The 14,437-nt window shown below is 55.9% G+C and carries 15 protein-coding genes; 3 read left to right on the top strand and 12 right to left on the bottom strand.

Annotated elements, in window-relative coordinates:
• Positions 1-98: 98 nt before the first annotated feature.
• Together yigL and pldB are read right to left on the bottom strand one after the other, a co-directional pair.
• A complete protein-coding gene (yigL, locus tag ACR6JA_RS20100; RefSeq protein ID WP_008455489.1) occupies positions 99-905 on the bottom strand; it encodes a sugar/pyridoxal phosphate phosphatase YigL in 807 nt (268 codons plus the stop codon).
• A 33-nt stretch (positions 906-938) separates the two neighbouring features.
• Positions 939-1,931, bottom strand: coding sequence for a lysophospholipase L2 (gene pldB / locus ACR6JA_RS20095; protein WP_008455491.1), 993 nt, complete (start codon positions 1,929-1,931; stop codon positions 939-941).
• A 100-nt stretch (positions 1,932-2,031) separates the two neighbouring features.
• Here pldB and rhtB point away from each other — a divergent pair, with 100 nt between their 5' ends.
• Positions 2,032-2,652, top strand: a complete 621-nt coding sequence (gene rhtB / locus ACR6JA_RS20090) for a homoserine/homoserine lactone efflux protein (RefSeq protein WP_213716352.1) — start codon at positions 2,032-2,034, stop codon at positions 2,650-2,652.
• Here the strand turns inward: rhtB and rhtC are convergent, their stop codons facing one another.
• From rhtC to pldA, 3 genes are all read right to left on the bottom strand, one after another.
• Positions 2,653-3,273, bottom strand: a complete 621-nt coding sequence (rhtC, locus tag ACR6JA_RS20085) for a threonine export protein RhtC (protein WP_166879511.1) — start codon at positions 3,271-3,273, stop codon at positions 2,653-2,655.
• Between the two features lie 64 nt (positions 3,274-3,337).
• Entirely contained in the window at positions 3,338-5,167 is a 1,830-nt protein-coding gene (gene recQ, locus ACR6JA_RS20080; protein ID WP_039289231.1) for an ATP-dependent DNA helicase RecQ, read from the bottom strand.
• Positions 5,168-5,230: 63 nt separating this feature from the next.
• Positions 5,231-6,097, bottom strand: coding sequence for a phospholipase A (gene pldA / locus ACR6JA_RS20075; RefSeq protein WP_034807964.1), 867 nt, complete (start codon positions 6,095-6,097; stop codon positions 5,231-5,233).
• 168 nt (positions 6,098-6,265) lie between these two features.
• On the opposite strand from pldA, the gene yigI reads away from it, so the two are divergent.
• Positions 6,266-6,736 carry an acyl-CoA thioesterase YigI gene (gene yigI, locus ACR6JA_RS20070; protein WP_213716354.1) on the top strand — a complete coding sequence of 157 codons (471 nt, stop codon included), beginning with the start codon at positions 6,266-6,268 and terminating at the stop codon, positions 6,734-6,736.
• Between the two features lie 52 nt (positions 6,737-6,788).
• Positions 6,789-7,691 carry an EamA family transporter RarD gene (gene rarD, locus ACR6JA_RS20065; RefSeq protein ID WP_213716355.1) on the top strand — a complete coding sequence of 301 codons (903 nt, stop codon included), beginning with the start codon at positions 6,789-6,791 and terminating at the stop codon, positions 7,689-7,691.
• A 33-nt stretch (positions 7,692-7,724) separates the two neighbouring features.
• Here rarD and corA read toward each other — a convergent pair whose 3' ends face one another.
• The 7 genes from corA to dapF form a co-directional block, all read right to left on the bottom strand.
• Positions 7,725-8,675, bottom strand: coding sequence for a magnesium/cobalt transporter CorA (gene corA, locus ACR6JA_RS20060; protein ID WP_039289228.1), 951 nt, complete (start codon positions 8,673-8,675; stop codon positions 7,725-7,727).
• 165 nt (positions 8,676-8,840) lie between these two features.
• Positions 8,841-8,897, bottom strand: a complete 57-nt coding sequence (ysgD, locus tag ACR6JA_RS20055; RefSeq protein ID WP_353591484.1) for a YsgD/CorL family protein — start codon at positions 8,895-8,897, stop codon at positions 8,841-8,843.
• Positions 8,898-9,046: 149 nt separating this feature from the next.
• Positions 9,047-11,209, bottom strand: coding sequence for a DNA helicase II (gene uvrD, locus ACR6JA_RS20050; RefSeq protein ID WP_008455510.1), 2,163 nt, complete (start codon positions 11,207-11,209; stop codon positions 9,047-9,049).
• A gap of 69 nt (positions 11,210-11,278) precedes the next feature.
• Positions 11,279-11,995 carry a 5-amino-6-(5-phospho-D-ribitylamino)uracil phosphatase YigB gene (gene yigB, locus ACR6JA_RS20045; RefSeq protein ID WP_494494331.1) on the bottom strand — a complete coding sequence of 239 codons (717 nt, stop codon included), beginning with the start codon at positions 11,993-11,995 and terminating at the stop codon, positions 11,279-11,281.
• Complete coding sequence (xerC, locus tag ACR6JA_RS20040; protein WP_213716357.1) at positions 11,995-12,900, bottom strand: tyrosine recombinase XerC; 906 nt, start codon at positions 12,898-12,900, stop codon at positions 11,995-11,997. The genes yigB and xerC overlap by 1 nt, the downstream gene beginning before the upstream one ends.
• Positions 12,897-13,601: a DUF484 domain-containing protein gene (locus ACR6JA_RS20035; RefSeq protein WP_008455517.1), complete on the bottom strand. Its 705-nt coding sequence runs from the start codon at positions 13,599-13,601 to the stop codon at positions 12,897-12,899. Before ACR6JA_RS20035 ends, xerC begins: the two co-directional genes overlap by 4 nt.
• The gene (gene dapF / locus ACR6JA_RS20030) at positions 13,598-14,422 is read right to left on the bottom strand and encodes a diaminopimelate epimerase (RefSeq protein WP_008455518.1); all 825 of its coding nucleotides are present in this window, start codon (positions 14,420-14,422) and stop codon (positions 13,598-13,600) included. Before dapF ends, ACR6JA_RS20035 begins: the two co-directional genes overlap by 4 nt.
• Positions 14,423-14,437: the final 15 nt, after the last annotated feature.

The raw sequence follows: 14,437 nt of genomic DNA, 5'->3' as shown, positions 1-14,437 counted from the left end.
CAACGAACAAGATTGCGCCATTGTACTGAGAGGAGGCTACATCGGCTTAACTATTTAGTTGACGAGTGGCCATTGATTAACCACTCGTCATTTGCCGATCACTCAGTCTTGAGGAACAGCTTACGCAGATAATGCGGCACGGCGTTGTCGCCGTTGGTGCCAATCACTTCCAGCTCCGGCAACAGATCTTTCAGGCGCTGGTGAGCGTTGCCCATGATGCAGCCCTTACCGGCCATGCTCAGCATCTCGGCGTCGTTCATGCCGTCGCCAAAGGCAATGCAATCCTTCAGGCCGTAACCCATCGCTTTCGAGACCGCTTCCAGCGCGTGCCCTTTGGAAACACCGCCCGCCATCACTTCCAGGCAGGTCAGCGTCGAGAAACTGACGTTCACGCGGTCACCCCAGCGGGCGTTGATCGCCTGTTCCAGCGGCAGCAGCGTGTCGTGATCGTCGCAGGTAAAGAATACTTTGCTGACGCCGTCGGCTTCCAGCAGGCCTGGTTCAAAGAGGGTGTAGCTGAATTTGGCTTCCTGGAAATACTTCATTTCTTCCGGGCGGTGGCGGTTCATAAACCACTCGTCGCCTTTGTAGACGTTGGTCACGATGTCCGGGTTGTTATGCACCACGCCAAACAAGTCCTGAGCGATGTCGTGGTCGAGATCGTGAGAGAAGAACAAGTTGCCGTCGGTATCGTGCACGCGAGCGCCGTTCGAAGTGATCATGTACGCTTTGATCTCAAGATTGTCGCGAATTTGCGCCACATCGATATGGTGACGACCGGTGGCAAAAACAAAGTTAACACCTTCAGCGGTGAGCAGTTTTAACGTTTCTTTCGCGTAAGCGGAGAGGAAATGATCGGGAGACAGCAAGGTGCCATCTAAATCTGAAGCAACGACGTGGTACATAGGGATATTCAGCCTCTGGAGAGATATTTTCAATTAGTTATGCCGGTCGAAAAACTCAAGCACGGCAGACAATGCTCTGGCTCGCATAGCGTCCTTCTCAAACAGGATCTCATGATACGCGCCTTCAATGACGTAAGGTGTTTCCCCCTCACAAGGGTGGCCCGCCGCGGCCATAATTTCGCAGAATTGCTGGTGCGCGCGGTTATCGACCACTCGCTCCTCTTCCGCCTGAAGTAAAAAGATCGGCGTGGTGATGGCAGTGGCTCCTGCTAACACCTTTTCTCCGGCGAGGATCCCTTCTCGTACCCAATGGAACGTTGGCCCGCCCACCCGCAATGCTGGCTCATCAGCATAAAAACGCAGGCTGCGGCGGTACCGCTCTTCGCTGTGGGTCAGGACGTTAACGCTAAACGGCAGCGCGCGCCAGCGGCCCGTCCCAATGGCGTATCCTTCCCGAATACGTGGATGCCCTTCGGCCCAGTCAAGAATATGACGCACCATCCATTCCGGCCAGCGCAGGATAATACCAAACATCGGGGCGCAGAGCGCGACCGCATCAAAAGCGCCCGGGGCTTGCTGTAACCATAACGCAGCAATGGCGCCGCCCATCGAATGGGCCAACAGGTAGCGTTTACGCCAGTGCCCTGACGCCACTTCCTGCTGGTAAAAACGATCAAAATCTTCGACATAGTCACTAAAGTTGACGACGTGGCCACGGTGGGTGTCCGACAGCATGCGTCCTGAACGCCCCTGCCCGCGGTGGTCGATGATCAAAACATCAAACCCGCTGTGGAACAGGTCATACGCCAGCTCAGCATATTTCACATAGCTTTCTATTCTACCAGGGCAGACAACAATCACGCGATCGTGCTGCGGTGAACAGAAGCGAACGTAGCGAACCGGCACGTCGTCCACGCCGGTAAATTCGCGCTCTTCCCGCTTGCGCCAGAAGTCCGTCAGTGGGCCCGTGGCAAAAGCAGCAAATGCGCCTTCCCGTTCTAACCATCCATTTTTATGCTGAGACATAGGGGTAGGCATCAGGTATCTGTGGATTTTTTATGGCCCGTGGCACGCTTATCAACAATAGCGTATTGTGGCATAAAAGCGCGCGTTCAGGGAGTTTCGCATGACCTTCGAGTGGTGGTTTACCTATCTGCTAACCACAATAATTCTTAGCCTTTCCCCCGGCTCCGGTGCCATCAATACCATGACCACCGCCATCAGCCACGGCTATCGCGGTGCGACAGCGTCAATTACCGGGCTGCAAACCGGGCTGGCGCTGCATATTGTGCTGGTGGGCGTTGGGCTAGGGGCCCTGTTTTCACGCTCGCTGCTGGCCTTTGAAGTCCTGAAATGGGCGGGCGTTGCCTATCTTATCTGGCTGGGCATCCAGCAATGGAGAGCCGCTGGCGCGCTGGATTTAAACACGCTGGCCACCACGCAACCGCGCAGCAAACTGTTCAAGCGAGCGGTGTTTGTTAACCTGACCAACCCGAAGAGCATCGTGTTTCTGGCCGCGCTGTTCCCGCAGTTTATCGTCCCGCATCAGCCCCAGGCGATGCAGTACGTTGTGCTCGGTGTTACCACAGTCGTCGTCGATATTATTGTGATGATTGGCTATGCGACCCTGGCCAAACGGATTGCCGCCTGGATTAAAGGGCCGCGCCAGATGAAAGCCCTGAACCGGGTCTTTGGCTCGCTGTTTATGCTGGTTGGCGCGCTGCTTGCGGGAGCGCGCCAGGCCTGATTATCGGGAGATGATCAGGTGAATACCAAACCCGGTGAACAGAGCGCCAGCCATACCGTCTATCCATTTGGCGAGGCGCTGATAGCCACGACGCATTTTTGGTAAGGCGAACAGGCTCGCCACGATAGTGAACCAGGCAAAGGTTTCAATCGCGATCAACACAAACAGGCCCCAGCGCTCGGCGCTGCCCACGTTGTCGCCAACAAAAAGCGAGAACACGCTGCCGAAGTAGATAATCGCTTTCGGGTTAGCCAGGTTCGTCAGTAGCCCTTTCACAAAGCTCTTCCCACCGCTCGCCAGCTCGACTTTTGGCGCTTCTTCGCTTTTAACTTCTTTCTTGAATGCGCCGCGCAGCATCTGATAGCCCATCCAGCAAAGATACAGCCCGCCGCCGACCATGATGATGTTATGCAGCCAGGCCATTTTTTCGAGGATAAGGTGCAGGCCTAGCAGCGCCACGCCTGCCCAAACCATGACGCCAGCGGTGATCCCCAGCACGCCCATCATCGCCTCTTTGCGAGAGCGACTTACGGCAGTCTGGGAAACAAAGAAAAAGTCAGGCCCCGGGCTCATCAGGGCAACGATGTGCACCAGCGCCACGGTCAGAAATAGCATTAACATAGGGAATAGCTCGCGTGCAGATAATTCGAAGAGTCATTATCCTGCCACTTTTCCTCGCGACAGGCTACTCTTCATCCACGCCGTCAACGTGGTCGCGGATAAGCGTCATAAACGGGCGGCCAAAGCGCTCAAGTTTGCGCGTCCCCACCCCGTTAATGCCCAGCATCTCGCCGGGCGACAGCGGCATCTGCTCCGCCATTTCAATCAGCGTCGCATCGTTGAATACCACATAAGGCGGGATGTTTTCTTCATCCGCGATGGATTTGCGCAGTTTTCTGAGTTTGGCGAACAGCTTGCGATCGTAATTACCGCCAAAGACTTTCTGGCTGGCGCGCGGCTTGATGGCGACAACACGGGGCACCGCCAGCATCAGCGGCTCTTCACCACGCAGGTAAGGACGTGCCGCTTCCGTGAGCTGCAGCGCTGAGTGCGCGGCAATATTTTGCGTCACCACGCCGAGGTGAATGAGCTGGCGGATCACGCTGACCCAGTGCTCCGTCGTGTGCTCGCGGCCCTCGCCGTAAACCTTCAGCTTATCGTGGCCAAGGTCGCGGATACGCTGATTGTTAGAACCACGCAGCACTTCAACCACGTAGCCCATCCCAAAGCGCTGGCCGACGCGGTAAATGCAGGACAGCGCTTTTTGCGCGTCCATCAGGCCGTCATAGCGACGAGGCGGGTCGAGGCAGATATCACAGTTGCCGCAGGACTGCTGGCGGCCTTCGCCGAAGTAGTTCAGCAGCACGAGACGGCGGCAGGTTTGCGCTTCGGCAAACGCGCCCATGGCGTTGAGCTTATGGCGCTCGATGTCCTGCAGCTGTCCCGGTGCTTTTTCTTCAAGGCATTTACGCAGCCAGGCCATATCCGCCGGATCGTAAAACAGCATCGCTTCCGCAGGCAGGCCATCGCGCCCAGCGCGGCCCGTTTCCTGATAGTAAGATTCAATGTTGCGGGGGATATCGAAGTGGGCGACAAAACGCACGTTCGGCTTGTTGATACCCATGCCAAACGCGACGGTCGCGACCACAATTTGCAGATCGTCACGCTGGAATTTTTCCTGCACGTCACCGCGTACCTGATGCTCCAGGCCCGCGTGATAAGCGCCGGCGCTGATGCCTTTGCTTTGCAGTCGGGCGGCGATGTCCTCCACTTTTGCACGGCTGTTGCAGTAAATAATCCCGGACTTACCGCGCTGTTCCTGAATATAGCGGGTGAGCTGATCGAGCGGCTTAAACTTCTCCATCAGCATGTAGCGAATATTCGGCCGGTCGAAGCTGCTGATTTGGATAAACGGATCGTGGAGTCCCAACAGGCGCACGATATCGAGCCTGGTGGTGTCGTCCGCCGTGGCCGTTAGAGCAACAAAGGGGACGGCAGGCAATCTTTCGCGAAGCTGACCAAGGGCAGCATATTCCGGGCGGAAGTCGTGCCCCCACTGCGAAATGCAGTGGGCTTCGTCCACTGCCACCATCGAAAGCTGCCAGTTACTAAGATGGTCAATAAAATTGTCCATCATCAGGCGTTCAGGGGCGATATACAGCAGGCGAATTTGCCCGGTGCGGCAGCCGGTCATCACTTCCAGCTGCTGTTCGCGGGTTTGGGTCGAGTTAAGACAGGCCGCCGCCACGCCGTTCGCCAGCAGCTGATCGACCTGGTCTTTCATCAGGGAAATCAGCGGGGAAACCACCACGGTCAGGCCGCCAAATACCAGGGCAGGAATTTGATAACACAGGGATTTACCACCGCCGGTTGGCATCACTACCAGGCAGTCACGCCCCTCCAGCACCGTGTCGATGATGGTTTCCTGACCCGGACGGAACTGTTGGTACCCAAAGGTATCCTGCAGAACCTGTCTCGCCAGCGACGCCTGATTGATTACTTCCGCCTGTGCCACGCTATCCCCACTACCTAAAATTCAGGCGCCATTTTCAGCGCCTGGAAGAGAAACTGCAATGCTTTAGAAAAGATCGTTTAGCATAACGCCTACGCCAACCCGTGTCTGGTTAAAGTTGTAATCGATGAGCGATTCACCGTAGCCGCTATAGACCTGGGTATAGAAGCGAACGTTTTTCGAGATCGGGTAACTCACGCCAAATTCTGCCCCACCATAGCCGCTATTCCAGTTGTATTGCCCCTTCACGCTGAAAATCGCATCACCCAGCGCATAGCCCACCTTAAGCTGGTAGTAGCCCATGTATTTGGTGATGTCCGGGTTGTCCTCTACGCTCCCCACCACGTACCAGGGTTTGACTTCCACCTGCCAGTCGCCGTGTTGTGCCATCAGGCGGGTGTACAGGCGGTTCCAGCCGCGCGAGGTTGGGTCAGAACGACCGTTTGAATCGTGGTTATAGCCAAACTCGACGTCCCGCAATGTCCAGCCCGCAAACGTTGCCTCCGTTGCGAAACCGAGGAATAGCTGAGGCTCATAGTTGGTTTCACGAAACGGGGAGGATTCATTGCGATTGGAAAGCTGCCACCAGGATTTCTGGGTATAGGAGGCGGCCAGCACGGAGTTATCCCCCAAAATACCGCGCCACAGTGGGAAAGCCAGGCTGAGCTGGAACTTCACCTCGTCTTTGCGCGCGTTGCTGGCCCAGTCATAAGAGCTGATCGCCTCTTTGTTCATGTCGCTGGTCCAGGTGTACAGCAGGTAATTCGTGTCGTACGGGTACAACGTGAAGGGGTTGTCGTGTTCCTGCAGCAGATTGGCAATGATGCTGCCTCGCACCGCGGGCTTGTCGTGAATCTTATCGATGGTGGTTTCTTGTGCGAAGGCGGTCAAGGGCAGCATCGCGGCTACTCCCCACCCCAGAGGTTTCAGCATTGGTCCCGTTCTCCATAACAAAAAAGTGTCTAAATATTTATCACCAAACATTTTACCGCAGGATGCCCCAAAGCACGTCTCTGGGGTTCCGAAAGTGGAAAGCAACAATTGAGAAGCATAAACTACACACTTTGTTAACTTATTCGTTATTTGTTCGAGGAATGAACGATGTCTTCCCCTGTACTGACCACAGAAGCCGCCCTCAAGCTGGTGGGCGAAATCTTCGTGTATCACATGCCGTTTAACCGCGCGCTTGGCCTGGAGCTGGAGTGCTACGAAAAAGCGTTCGCCCAGCTGAGTTTTAATAATCAACCGATGATGGTGGGCAACTGGGCACAAAGTATTTTGCACGGCGGCGTTATTGCCTCCGCGCTGGACGTGGCAGCTGGCCTGGTCTGCGTAGGTAGTACGCTGACTCGCCACGACACCATCACCGAAGACGAGCTTCGTCAACGTCTGTCCAAAATGGGCACCATCGATTTGCGCGTGGATTATCTGCGTCCGGGCCGCGGAGAGCGCTTCACGGCCAGCAGCAGCCTGTTGCGCGCCGGTAACAAAGTTGCGGTAGCGCGAGTAGAGCTACATAACCAGGACCAACTGCACATTGCCAGCGCAACGGCTACCTACATGGTAGGGTAAGGATGTAAACCCTGTTATTATTTGCTCACTATTTTTTTGCTGAGTTTTCTTCATGGATCCGAAACAGACACGTCAGGGGATCTTGCTTGCCCTGACGGCCTACTTTATCTGGGGCATCGCGCCGGTATATTTCAAACTGATTCACTACGTACCGGCGACAGAAATTTTGACCCACCGCGTTATCTGGTCGTTCTTCTTTATGCTGGCGCTGATCACTGTCTGCCGCCAGTGGCCGCAGGTGAAACGTTCCTGCCAGAACCGTAAAAAGATCCTCGCGCTGGCGTTAAGCGCCGTGCTGATTGGCGGCAACTGGCTGCTTTATATCTGGGCGGTGAATAATCAGCACATGCTGGAAGCCAGCCTGGGTTACTTTATTAATCCACTGGTGAACGTGCTGCTGGGGATGCTTTTTTTGGGTGAACGCTTCCGTCGGATGCAGTGGGTCGCTGTATTGCTGGCCTTCTGCGGCGTGCTGGTTCAGCTCTGGACTTTCGGTTCGCTGCCGATCATCGGCCTGGGTCTGGCCTTCAGCTTCGCTTTCTATGGCCTGATCCGCAAAAAGATTGCCGTAGATGCACAAACCGGGATGCTGTTTGAAACGCTGTGGCTGCTGCCGATCGCGGGCATTTATCTGTTTGGCATCGCCGACAGTGCCACCAGCCATATGGGGATGAACCCGTGGACGCTGAACCTGATGCTTATTGCAGCCGGGGTAATCACTACGGTGCCACTGCTTTGCTTTACTGCGGCAGCGACCCGTTTGCGCCTTTCAACGCTGGGCTTCTTCCAGTATTTAGGGCCGACGCTGATGTTCCTGCTGGCGGTGACGTTCTACGGCGAAGTGGTGACGCAGGATAAGCTGATTACTTTTGGCTTTATCTGGGCGGCGCTGGCGCTGTTTATCGCGGATGCGGTTTATACTCAGCGGCGCACGAAAGCAACGTCGCTGAAATAGATGTAAAAAAGGAGCCTTTGGGCTCCTTTTTTCTTACAACCAGTTTTTGCGCTTAAAGTAGAGATAGGGCGCTAAGCCAGCGAGCATCATAAAGATAATCGCGCCGGGATAGCCAAAGCTCCACTTCAGCTCAGGCATAAACTCGAAGTTCATCCCGTAGCTGGATGCCACCAGCGTCGGCGGCAGGAAGACAACCGAAACCACCGAGAAGATTTTGATAATGCGGTTCTGCTCGATGTTGATGAAGCCCATCGCCGCCTGCATCAGGAAGTTAACTTTCTGGAACAGGGATTCGTTATGCGGCAGCAGGGATTCGATATCTCGCAGGATTTCGCGAGCCTGTTCCAGCTGGCTGCCCGGCAAACGTGCCTTACGCACCAGGAAATTCAGCGCGCGCTGGGTATCCATCAGGCACAGACGAACCTTCCAGCCGATATCTTCCAGTTCCGCCAGCGTCGAAAGCGCGGCGTCGTATTCGTCGCCCTGATGCCCTTCCATGATCACGCGGCTAAGCTGTTCCAGGTCGCTATAAATGTTTTCGATTTCATCCGCCAGCTGTTCGATTTTGGTTTCAAACAGATCCAGCAGCAGCTCCCACGCGTTGCCGTCCGCCATGGACTGATTGCGGGCGCGCATGCGGTAAAGGCGAAACGCAGGTAGCTCACGTTCACGCAGCGTGTACAAGCGGCCTTCACGAATGGTAAAAGCGACCGTGCTGTTACCGGCGTGATCATCGGCATCTTCAAAGAAGAAAAAGGAGTGGATGTGAAGGCCGTCTTCGTCCTCAAAAAAACGCGCGGACGCTTCGATATCTTCCAGCTCTGGTCGGGTTGCCAGGCTTTGACCAAGTTCCGTTTGCACTCGCTCTCGCTCGCTCTCTTCCGGCTCGACGAGATCGACCCATACCGAATTGGCAAGGGTATCCGTCTCATCCAGCTCAATGCGGGCAAGGCGATTATTTTCCAGTTGAAATGCGCTCAGCATGACCGGGACTCCCAATGCAAAAAAAGATCAGGGACAATTCGGTTGGCACACAGACAGAAACAATAGAGGTTTCAGACCATTAAACAGTCTGACTCAAGGGGCGACGGAATGAAAATACACGAGGTCGCTGACAACCACGAAGGCTATCAGCATCAGAGGATAGCCTTAGAAGTTGTACCTGGATGACAGGTTATTGAGCCAGCATCTACTGGGTGTGTCCAAGGCGAGTGTCCTCTTAGCGTATTCGTGCGCGCATGTTACGCCACCACTAATATGGCGTCAACACGCAACGGGACACGGCTGAACAAGTTCATGCCAGTGACATATTAAGGGTAGCCCACGCACTAAAAATTGTAATTAATTTCTGTAGGTTACACGGTTTCCAGGCGCGCATAGGCGGCAACTAACCACTTGATTCCCTGCCCCTGGAATGCCACCTGCAGGCGGCTGTGCTCCCCGCTGCCTTCCAGGTTCACAATGGTCCCTTCGCCGAACTTAGGATGACGCACGCGCTGGCCCAGGCTAAAGCCAGAATCGTTCTGGGCGAGAGGAGTACCCATCCGCTGATGGCTGACCGGACGGCTGATACTTGCGCGCAGGCGAACTTCTTCCACGCAGTTTTCGGGCAGCTCGCCGATAAAGCGAGACGGACGATGGTAGGCTTCTTTCCCATACAGGCGGCGCGTTTCCGCATAGGTCAGCGTCAGCTTTTGCATTGCACGGGTTACGCCCACGTAGGCCAGACGGCGCTCTTCTTCCAGACGCCCACCCTCGTCGAGGGACATCTGGCTCGGGAACATGCCTTCTTCCATCCCCACGATAAACACCTGTGGGAACTCCAGACCTTTGGCCGAGTGCAGCGTCATGAGTTGCACGGCATCCTGCCAGGTATCTGCCTGGCCTTCCCCCGCTTCCAGCGCGGCATGGGAGAGAAACGCCTGCAGCGGCATCAGATCTTCGTCTTCGTCGTTGTAGCTGAACTGGCGCGTGGCCGTCACAAGCTCTTCTAAGTTCTCAATTCGGGTCTGGCCTTTCTCGCCTTTTTCCTGCTCATACATGATGAACAGGCCTGAATCTTTAATTACCCGGTCGGTCTGGACGTGCAGCGGCATATCCGCAGTTTCATGGGCGAGCGCGTCAATTAACTCCATAAAGCGCTGCAGCGCGGAGGCCGCGCGGCCAGCCAGCGCTTTTTCCTGCAGCAGCAGGCGGCAAGATTGCCACAGCGTTAGCTGCTGGTCACGCGCGGTCTGTCGCACGACGTCGAGCGTGCGGTCACCGATACCGCGGGTTGGCGTATTCACCACGCGTTCAAAGGCAGCATCGTCGTTGCGGTTGGCCATCAGGCGTAGATAGGAGAGCGCGTCTTTGATTTCCTGACGTTCGAAGAAGCGCATCCCGCCGTAAATACGGTACGGCATACTGCCCTGCAGCAGCGCCTCTTCCAGCACGCGCGACTGGGCGTTGCTGCGGTACAGAATGGCACATTGCTCCAGCGCACCGCCGTTTTCCTGCCAGGTTTTAATGCGGTTAACCACGAAACGGGCTTCGTCCAGTTCGTTGAAAGCGCAATAGATTGAGATAGGTTCGCCGTCGCTGCCGTCGGTCCACAGCTCTTTACCAAGGCGGCCAGAGTTATTGGCAATCAGGGCGTTGGCCGCGTTCAGAATGTTGTTCGTCGAGCGGTAGTTTTGCTCCAGACGAATCGTTTGTGCCCCCGGGAAGTCATTCAGGAAGCGCTGGATATTTTCAACCTGCGCCCCGCGCCAGCCGTAGATCGACTGATCATCATCGCCGACGATCATCACTTTACCAGTGTCCCCGGCCAGCAGGCGGATCCACGCATACTGAATGCTGTTGGTATCCTGGAATTCGTCCACCAGGATGTTGGTGAAGCGCTCGCGATAGTGATTCAGGATATGTGGCTTATTCAGCCACAGTTCGTGTGCGCGCAGTAACAGCTCAGCAAAATCCACCAGCCCGGCGCGGTCGCAGGCTTCCTGATAGGCCTGATATACCTTCTGCCAGGTTTGCTCCACCGGGTTACCGTAGCTTTCAACGTGATGCGGGCGCAGACCTTCGTCTTTTTTGCCGTTGATGTACCACATCGCCTGGCGCGGCGGCCACTGCTTCTCGTCCAGATTCATCGCTTTAATCAGGCGCTTCAGCAGGCGCAGTTGATCTTCGCTATCGAGGATTTGAAAGTCCTGCGGCAGATTGGCGTCCATATGGTGCGCGCGCAGCAGACGGTGCGCCAGGCCGTGGAAGGTACCCACCCACATCCCGCCCTGGCTGGTGCCCATCAGTTGACCGATGCGGTGGCGCATTTCCGCCGCCGCTTTGTTGGTAAAGGTCACCGCCATGATGGAGTACGGCGAGCAGTTTTCGACCGTCATCAACCACGCAATGCGGTGCACAAGCACACGTGTCTTACCACTGCCCGCCCCGGCCAGCACCAGCATATTGCTGCGCGTGGCGGCAACCGCTTCGCGCTGTTTGTCGTTGAGGCTGTCGAGCAGGTAAGAAACGTCCATTGGCACCGCCGAAAAAGAGAAAGAGTTGGCTCAGCCAACTACTGGTGATTTGTACAGAGTTACTGTTGATTATATCAGCGCGAGAAGGGATGCCAACCGCGAAATCTCCAGATGCGGTAATAAACGGCTGTCATCTATACGCATCAGGTCGCCTTCGCGCAGGTTAATCCAGCAGGCATGCATTCCGCAGCGCACGGCACCCGCCACGTCGGTGGTCAGGTCATCGCCGACATGCAGGATTTGCTCCAGCGGCACACCTAAACGCTGCGCAGCGGTATGATACATATCGCTGAAAGGTTTAGCCCGCCCGTCCGGCCCGGCCCGTAGAATGAATTCGAAGTAGTTATCCAGCCCGAACAGGTGCGGCTCTGCGTTACCGTTGGTGATCGCCACCAGCGGCCATTTTTTAGCAAGCTTTGCCAGCGTGTCGTGTGTTTCCTGTGGGATGTCGATGCGGCTGCGCCATTTTGCGAAGTTCTCCATGGCGGCACTGGCACCGGTAACAGCCTCTTCCGGGCTAAGCCCGGCATCTATCATCATTTGCTCGACGGCACGGCGACGCCATTCGGTGACATCATGATAAATGTCCGGCTCTTTCACGCGCAGCGTCTCACGGCTGCGATGAAAATCCAGGGCGGTAAACGCGCTGAGCTTTGGGTGATAATTCTGCACAAAGGCCAGCGACTCCTCAGTGGTGCGCAGGATCACCGGATGGTTATCATAAAGCGTATCGTCGAGATCGAAGGTCAGGGCGGCAATTTGCCCGAGTGGGCGGTAAAAATGCATTACGTTTTCCCCCGTTTGGCGCGTGGATGCGCGGCATCATACACCGAGGCTAAATGTTGAAAGTCGAGATGGGTATAGATTTGCGTAGTGGACAGGTTGGCGTGCCCAAGCAATTCCTGAACGGCGCGCAAATCGCCGCTGGATTCCAGCATGTGCGTGGCAAACGAGTGACGCAGTTTATGGGGATGCACATGGCTGCTTAGCCCCTGCTTGATACCCCATTCGCCAAACCGCTTTTGCACGTTGCGGGCGGATATTCGCTTCCCCGTTTTGGCCAGAAATAGCGCATCGTCATCCGGGCCAAATAGCTCGCGCAGATCCAGCCAGTGTTCAACCCAGGTCACTGCGCTCCGGCCAACGGGTACGCGGCGCTCTTTGCTCCCTTTACCCATCACCCAGACCTCTCCGGTAGAAAGATCTATATGACCGCAATTCATATTCACCAGTTCGGAAAGACGCAGGCCTGCGCCGTACATCACTTCCAGCATTGCCCGATCGCGCACGGCCAGCGGATCGTTCAGATCGATATCCAGCAGATGGTTCACATCATCAACTTCGATGTTTTTAGGCAAATGTCGACCGGCTTTTGGCGTGGTAATGCCTTTGGCGGGATTCGCTTTCAGCTCGCCCTGGCTAACCATCCAGTCAAAAAAGCTGCGTAGTGCCGAAAGTCTTAACGCGAGGCTGGAGGCCTGTAGGCCTGCCCTGCGGCTACGCACGGCCAGTGAGCGCACGGCGGCGGCATCGCATTGTTGCCAACTGGTGAGCTTCATCTCTTCGGCAATGTGAATAATCGCCGTGAGCTGGCGCTGGTAGTTCAGGAGAGTGAGCGGGCTGAGCTGGCGCTCAACCTTAAGGTATCGCAGAAAACCATCAACGTGAGATGTTAATACGGAAGTGGTCATGCCCGTTCAATCCAACGCTCCAGCAAGTCTGGCAGCATCAGCGCCAGCTCGTGCAGCAGCTGAGTGCCCTGCCCCTGTTGATAATGTTGCGGGTCGCGGCTACTGAACAGCAGAACGCCAAGATCGCCCTCGTTGCCCATCAGCGACAGGGCAACGGAACCAATGGCTTTTGCCTGCGGCAAGACCAACAAAAGTTCCGGGCCATTAAGTGGGCCGAGGTAGTGCTGGCTTTCGCCAAGACGCTGAATACGCAGCGGCTCAAAAGCCTGGCGGTTCAGCGCGAGATGCGTGAAGTCTGACGGAGCGCCGATACGCCAGCGGTCAGCAAAAAGCCGGATGTTCGCCCCGGCAAGACCCATGTCCCGCGCCCAGCGATGCAGCCGGTTCAGCATTTCCTGCAGGCTGGAAGCCGAAGCCAGCCTCCCCTGAAGCTTCAGTAGCCGATAGAACAGACCTTCGTTGGCGCTCGCCTGCTCCATCAGCAATGTCATGTTCTCTTCGAGGTGGTTGATGTGGTTACGGCTGCGGGCCATATGCCACTCCACCAGCGAAACGCTGCCGCGCACCGGGTGAGGAACCTGCATGCTCTCCACCTGGTGGGCATTGCGAATAAAGAAATCAGGGTTGCGCTGTAAGTATTCGGCAACCGCGACATCGTTAAGCTCAAGAAGGGCTTCTTGCTGTTCCTCGGCATTCTTCATAGATGTATAAATCCATCATAGACGTGGGCCGCCGGGCCGGTCATGTAAAGCGGTGACCCTGGCCCTTTCCAGGCGATATCAAGACGGCCGCCAGGCAGCTCGACGCGCACCTGCTCCGCCAGTAATCCTTGCTGAATACCAACCGCCACTGCGCCACAGGCGCCGCTGCCGCAGGCTTGAGTTTCGCCCGCACCGCGTTCGTAAACGCGCAGGCGGATGTGTTCGCGGCTCACCACCTGCATGAAGCCGATGTTGGCTCGCTCAGGGAAGCGTTCATGGCTTTCCATCACTGGGCCCAGGCTTTCAACCGCGGCGGTTTCGATGTCATCGACCTGAATAACGCAATGCGGGTTACCCATTGAAACGACGCCGCACATAATGGTTTGTTCGGCGGCACGCATAATATAGGTCTTTTCTGCTTTGTTTGCCCGGAACGGCACCTGTGAAGGATCGAAGTTAGGCTCGCCCATATTGACGCGAACCATCTCATCTTCCGTCACGCTCAGTACCATTCTGCCATTGGCGGTACTGACACGAATTTCACGCTTATTGGTCAGTCCTTTCAGGCGCACAAAGCGGGCAAAACAGCGCGCGCCGTTACCACACTGGGAAACTTCACTGCCATCAGCGTTAAAGATCCGGTAATGAAAGTCGAGATCGGGATCGTAGGGAGGCTCAACGATCAGCAACTGATCGAAGCCGACGCCAAGATGACGATCCGCAAGCCGACGGATCAGCTCCGGAGAGAAATAAACATTCTGCGTCACCGCGTCGACGACCATAAAGTCATTACCAAGGCCATGCATTTTAGAGAACTGCATCTTCTGCTCCATTAG

It is taken from the genome of Cedecea sp. B1(4), from assembly GCF_059414925.1.
The sequence above is the reverse complement of the archived record's forward strand: the minus strand, read 5'-3'. Positions and strand labels throughout refer to the sequence as shown.

Bases quoted from the DNA above. Each gene is read 5' to 3' on its own strand.
- yigL (WP_008455489.1), bottom strand. From the start codon at position 905: ATGTACCACGTCGTTGCTTCAGATTTAGATGGCACCTTGCTGTCTCCC.
- pldB (WP_008455491.1), bottom strand. From the start codon at position 1,931: ATGTCTCAGCATAAAAATGGATGGTTAGAACGGGAAGGCGCATTTGCT.
- rhtB (WP_213716352.1), top strand. From the start codon at position 2,032: ATGACCTTCGAGTGGTGGTTTACCTATCTGCTAACCACAATAATTCTT.
- rhtC (WP_166879511.1), bottom strand. From the start codon at position 3,273: ATGTTAATGCTATTTCTGACCGTGGCGCTGGTGCACATCGTTGCCCTG.
- pldA (WP_034807964.1), bottom strand. From the start codon at position 6,097: ATGCTGAAACCTCTGGGGTGGGGAGTAGCCGCGATGCTGCCCTTGACC.
- yigI (WP_213716354.1), top strand. From the start codon at position 6,266: ATGTCTTCCCCTGTACTGACCACAGAAGCCGCCCTCAAGCTGGTGGGC.
- rarD (WP_213716355.1), top strand. From the start codon at position 6,789: ATGGATCCGAAACAGACACGTCAGGGGATCTTGCTTGCCCTGACGGCC.
- corA (WP_039289228.1), bottom strand. From the start codon at position 8,675: ATGCTGAGCGCATTTCAACTGGAAAATAATCGCCTTGCCCGCATTGAG.
- uvrD (WP_008455510.1), bottom strand. From the start codon at position 11,209: ATGGACGTTTCTTACCTGCTCGACAGCCTCAACGACAAACAGCGCGAA.
- yigB (WP_494494331.1), bottom strand. From the start codon at position 11,995: ATGCATTTTTACCGCCCACTCGGGCAAATTGCCGCCCTGACCTTCGAT.
- xerC (WP_213716357.1), bottom strand. From the start codon at position 12,900: ATGACCACTTCCGTATTAACATCTCACGTTGATGGTTTTCTGCGATAC.
- ACR6JA_RS20035 (WP_008455517.1), bottom strand. From the start codon at position 13,601: ATGAAGAATGCCGAGGAACAGCAAGAAGCCCTTCTTGAGCTTAACGAT.
- dapF (WP_008455518.1), bottom strand. From the start codon at position 14,422: ATGCAGTTCTCTAAAATGCATGGCCTTGGTAATGACTTTATGGTCGTC.